General features: G+C 46.3%; 4 protein-coding genes and 1 pseudogene. 3 read left to right on the top strand and 2 right to left on the bottom strand.

Going from position 1 to position 4,171, the window contains the following annotated elements; genetic code table 11:
• Positions 1-248 precede the first annotated feature (248 nt).
• Together AC4E7D_RS12315 and yihA are read left to right on the top strand one after the other, a co-directional pair.
• The gene (locus AC4E7D_RS12315) at positions 249-1,013 is read left to right on the top strand and encodes an alpha/beta fold hydrolase (protein WP_490174089.1); all 765 of its coding nucleotides are present in this window, start codon (positions 249-251) and stop codon (positions 1,011-1,013) included.
• A 43-nt stretch (positions 1,014-1,056) separates the two neighbouring features.
• Positions 1,057-1,674, top strand: a complete 618-nt coding sequence (yihA, locus tag AC4E7D_RS12310) for a ribosome biogenesis GTP-binding protein YihA/YsxC (RefSeq protein ID WP_490174088.1) — start codon at positions 1,057-1,059, stop codon at positions 1,672-1,674.
• Between the two features lie 15 nt (positions 1,675-1,689).
• On the opposite strand, the gene AC4E7D_RS12305 is transcribed toward yihA, so the two are convergent.
• Entirely contained in the window at positions 1,690-2,064 is a 375-nt protein-coding gene (locus tag AC4E7D_RS12305; RefSeq protein ID WP_490174087.1) for a GTPase, read from the bottom strand.
• Positions 2,065-2,372: 308 nt separating this feature from the next.
• On the opposite strand from AC4E7D_RS12305, the gene glgP reads away from it, so the two are divergent.
• Positions 2,373-4,016, top strand: coding sequence for an alpha-glucan family phosphorylase (gene glgP, locus AC4E7D_RS12300; protein WP_490174086.1), 1,644 nt, complete (start codon positions 2,373-2,375; stop codon positions 4,014-4,016).
• Between the two features lie 7 nt (positions 4,017-4,023).
• On the opposite strand, the pseudogene AC4E7D_RS12295 reads toward glgP, so the two are convergent.
• Positions 4,024-4,171 (bottom strand): annotated as a pseudogene (locus AC4E7D_RS12295) (gliding motility protein GldC); the annotation flags it as partial.

Raw genomic sequence — 4,171 nt, 5'->3', positions numbered from 1 at the left:
TAAACTCAAATATATAGAAATTATTACCACAAATTACCACAAATTACCACTTTGTTGATAATTTTAGAGAGACCGGTGTGGTTAACAGGGTGCGGCCTGAAGCAAAAATGGCCCTGGAACACCTCCTTCAAATCCATTTACTTGGATATGGAAGAAGTCCCGCATTGCGGGCTTTATCCCTGCATCAAAAATATGCCTATTATGGGGAATTCCCTATATTTGCCAACTGACAGAACAAGCCCATCTGAATGGAAGAGCACCTAGTTACCGAAGGAAAATACCGCTATATCGAGGTTGGCGAAGGTAAGCCTGTGATTATCCTTCACGGGCTGATGGGAGGGCTTAGTAATTTCCAGGGCGTAACCGACTACTTTCCCAAGAAGGGATATCAGGTCCTGGTCCCGGAACTGCCTATTTACGATATGCCCACCATTAAAACCAATGTCAAGAATTTTGCGAAGTTCCTGGAACGCTTTATTGAATACAAAGGCCTTAAGGATGTGATCCTGCTGGGAAATTCCCTGGGGGGACATATCGGATTGTTGCATACCAAAATGTATCCTGATATGGTCAAGGCCCTGGTCATTACGGGGAGTTCAGGATTATATGAAAGTGCCATGGGGGACGGGTATCCCAAACGAGGTGACTATGAGTTCATCAAGAAAAAAGCACAGGAGGTATTTTATGACCCTGCAGTAGCCACCAAAGAAATTGTAGACGAAGTATTTGCCACCGTCAACGACCGCATGAAACTGGTAAAAACCCTGGCTATCGCCAAAAGTGCGATCCGGCACAATATGTCTAAGGACCTTCCCCACATGCTTACCCCTACCTGCATCATCTGGGGGAAAAACGATACAGTGACCCCTCCCAACGTTGCAGAGGAATTCCACCAATTACTGCCTGATTCCGAACTTTTCTGGATTGACAAATGCGGGCACGCCCCGATGATGGAACACCCGGAAGAGTTTAATGTGATCCTGGATTCCTGGCTGACGAAAAGACAGTTCTGAATTCCTTAACTTCGAATTGGGACTCCCCGTTTAACTACAATTCATGAAGATAAAATCGGCCCAGTTTGTCGTTAGTAACTCCCATGTGGAAAAATGCCCTCAGGATGCCTTGCCTGAATACGCATTCATCGGACGCTCCAACGTGGGCAAATCTTCCCTGATCAACACCCTGACGCAGCGAAAGGGATTGGCCAAAACCTCGGGGAGGCCTGGAAAGACACAGCTGATCAATCATTTCATTATAAATGACACCTGGTATCTGGTAGACCTGCCCGGCTATGGCTACGCCAGGGTTTCGAAAAAAGAGAAAAAGACCTTCCAAAAGTATATCACGGATTATTTCCTGAAAAGAAGGCAACTGGTGAGCGCATTTGTCCTTATAGATATCCGTCACGAACCCCAAAAGATCGACCTGGAATTCATGGAATGGCTTGGGCAAAATCAGATCCCTTTCTCTATCGTATTCACCAAAGCCGACAAGCTAAAACCAGGGATTATCGAAGCACAGGTAGCGGCCTACCTGAAGGTGCTTACCAGCGGGGCCTGGGAAGAAGCACCCCCGCATTTCATTACCTCCTCACAGAGCGGTTTGGGCAGGGAAACCCTGCTGGAATACATCGACGAGATTAATCAGCGCCTTTTACAAGGTCGTGCCACCTGACAACTCCTATCTTATCTAGTTTCTGGACTTCAGAAGGGTAATCAGCTCTTCGGCGGTTTCCATGCCGTTAAGTTCCGCAGTGCTCACTACCAGCTCCAATCCGGACCCTGTTCTGCCAAGTACCACAGGAAAAGTATGGGCATGGCCAAATTTAGACGCATATTCCTTCTGAAACTCATCCTTGTACAAAAATTGCATAGGGAGTTGACTTGATTGCCTGAAATTCTTCCATACCTTGTGTTCCCGGAATGCGCCATGTGTCAGCTGGCACAGGCTACAACTGTAAGTAGCGGGATTAAGCACCTTATGAGCGCCGTCTAACAATACATTACCGATACCCGAAGCCGCATTGTATACAAAGATCAATTCCTGAAGTTCTTCTCCTTCCATACTCAGTTCTTAGCAACTTGTATTGATAGTCTCTTTTCTATGCATTTCCTTACTCCATGCAAAGTTAAGGCAAGGGGTAATTTCATCACAATCCCTTGCCCGGTTTCAGAATGTTCAATGCTGACAGGAAAATGGCCCCCTGCTACCAAATATTACTCCCCGGACTGTTCAGGCTATAGATTTTGTTATCTTCGCCGGGAATTTATGCACGCCTGACGGCCATCTTCCGCTGGGAAGATGTTTCCTGAGCAGAAACAATTGCAGTAGGTGTGGATTACCTTACAAACAACTTATAATTTTAAGTAAACATGACCAGTACATACGCCAAATGGCATCATCCCTATACCCCCTCAAAAAAATTCAATAAAAAAGTCGCCTATTTCAGTATGGAATTTGGGATCGACCAGGGGCTTAAAACGTATTCAGGGGGGCTCGGATTTCTAGCGGGCTCTCATATGAAAGCAGCCTATGATCTTAAGCAGAATTTAATCGGGATTGGGCTGCTTTGGAAATACGGCTATTACGATCAGGGGCGCAACCCGGATCAAACGCTGCGTCCTCATTTTACCGAAAAGAATTACAACTATCTCGAAGATACAGGGATTGAGGTTGAAGTTAGGATCAGGAATAACCACGCCGTGAAGGTCAGGGCATTTGTCCTGAAACCAGAAATTTTCAATACCGTTCCTATCTACTTTTTAAGTACGGACGTGGAGGGAAACGACCATCTCTCGCGCACCATCACTCATAGGCTCTATGATGAAAATGACGAAACCAGGATCGCACAGAGTATTGTACTGGGTCTCGGAGGTGCAAAACTTGTAGAAAAACTGGGAGGAGCGGATGTCTACCATTTAAACGAAGGCCATGGCCTGCCTGCTTTTTACCATATAAGGAATCAGGGGATGGGGAAAAATAATATGGTCTTCACCACCCATACCCCTGAAAAGGGAGGGCATGAAGAGCGCTTTGGCCCTTTGCTGAATGATTTCGGATTTTTTGGCCGGCGCTACAGCGAGGAAGAATTGGAAAAGGAAACCCTGGGCGGGAACCACCTTAATTACACGGTTGCTGCATTGCGCATGGTGAAAAGGGCAAATGCCGTATCAAAACTTCATTCAAAAGTTGCCAGGGATATGTATAAGGGTCTTTCCCATATGGCCCAGATCATTCCGATTACCAACAGCCAACACCGGGAATTCTGGCAGGATAATAAACTGGGACAAGCCTGGAAAAAAAGAAATCCAAAAGCCTTCAGAAACCGCAAGCTGGAATTAAAGCAGGATTTGTTCCAGGAAGTACTGGACCAAACCGGAAAACGCTTTGACCCTGAGGTATTGACCATGGTCTGGGCAAGGCGTTTCGCAGAGTACAAGCGAGCGGATCTTTTGCTCCGGGATATTCAGCGGTTTGAAAAACTCCTGTCTGATTCAAAATATCCCATACAGATCATCTGGGCGGGAAAACCCTATCCGGGTGACCATGGAGCCATAGAAATATTCAACAAACTCGTTCATTACACCAAGCACAAAATGAATGCGGCCGTCCTTACAGGGTATGAAATTGCCCTTTCCAGGAAGCTGAAAGCAGGGTCAGATGTATGGTTAAATACCCCCAGAATAACCCGCGAAGCTTCTGGAACCAGTGGGATGACCGCCGCCATGAACGGCTCTGTAAATGTATCTACCCGGGACGGCTGGATACCTGAGTTTATCAAAAACGGGAAAAATGGTTTTGTGCTGCCTGCCCTGGACCACACCCTGTCTCACGGGGAACAGGATGACAAAGACAGCCAGAGTCTCTACCGCATTTTGGAGAACAAGGTATTGCCTACCTATTACGACACACCGGGGAGTTGGTCAGACATTGTTTTTGAAGCCATCGATGGGGTCATTCCTCAGTTTACCAGCGCGAGAATGGCTACGGAGTACTATGATAAGTTATACAGCTAAAGGTGAACTAAGATCGTAACTGTAGCTTTTCTGCGAAGTACTCGCAGAAATCTTTCATAGTAGCCGTCATTTTTTCATCCTGGGTAGCTTTCATAAAGGTATCAGACATCGCCACCAGGGTTTGATGAAAGAAGATCTTCATTTCATCCACAGGC

It is taken from the genome of Lentiprolixibacter sp., assembly GCF_982873095.1.
Note: the sequence above shows the minus strand (reverse complement) of the source record. Positions and strands in the feature narration are given on the sequence as shown.

Excerpts from the sequence above, each read along its gene's own strand:
- AC4E7D_RS12315 (WP_490174089.1), top strand. The coding sequence starts at position 249 with ATGGAAGAGCACCTAGTTACCGAAGGAAAATACCGCTATATCGAGGTT.
- yihA (WP_490174088.1), top strand. The coding sequence starts at position 1,057 with ATGAAGATAAAATCGGCCCAGTTTGTCGTTAGTAACTCCCATGTGGAA.
- AC4E7D_RS12305 (WP_490174087.1), bottom strand. The coding sequence starts at position 2,064 with ATGGAAGGAGAAGAACTTCAGGAATTGATCTTTGTATACAATGCGGCT.
- glgP (WP_490174086.1), top strand. The coding sequence starts at position 2,373 with ATGACCAGTACATACGCCAAATGGCATCATCCCTATACCCCCTCAAAA.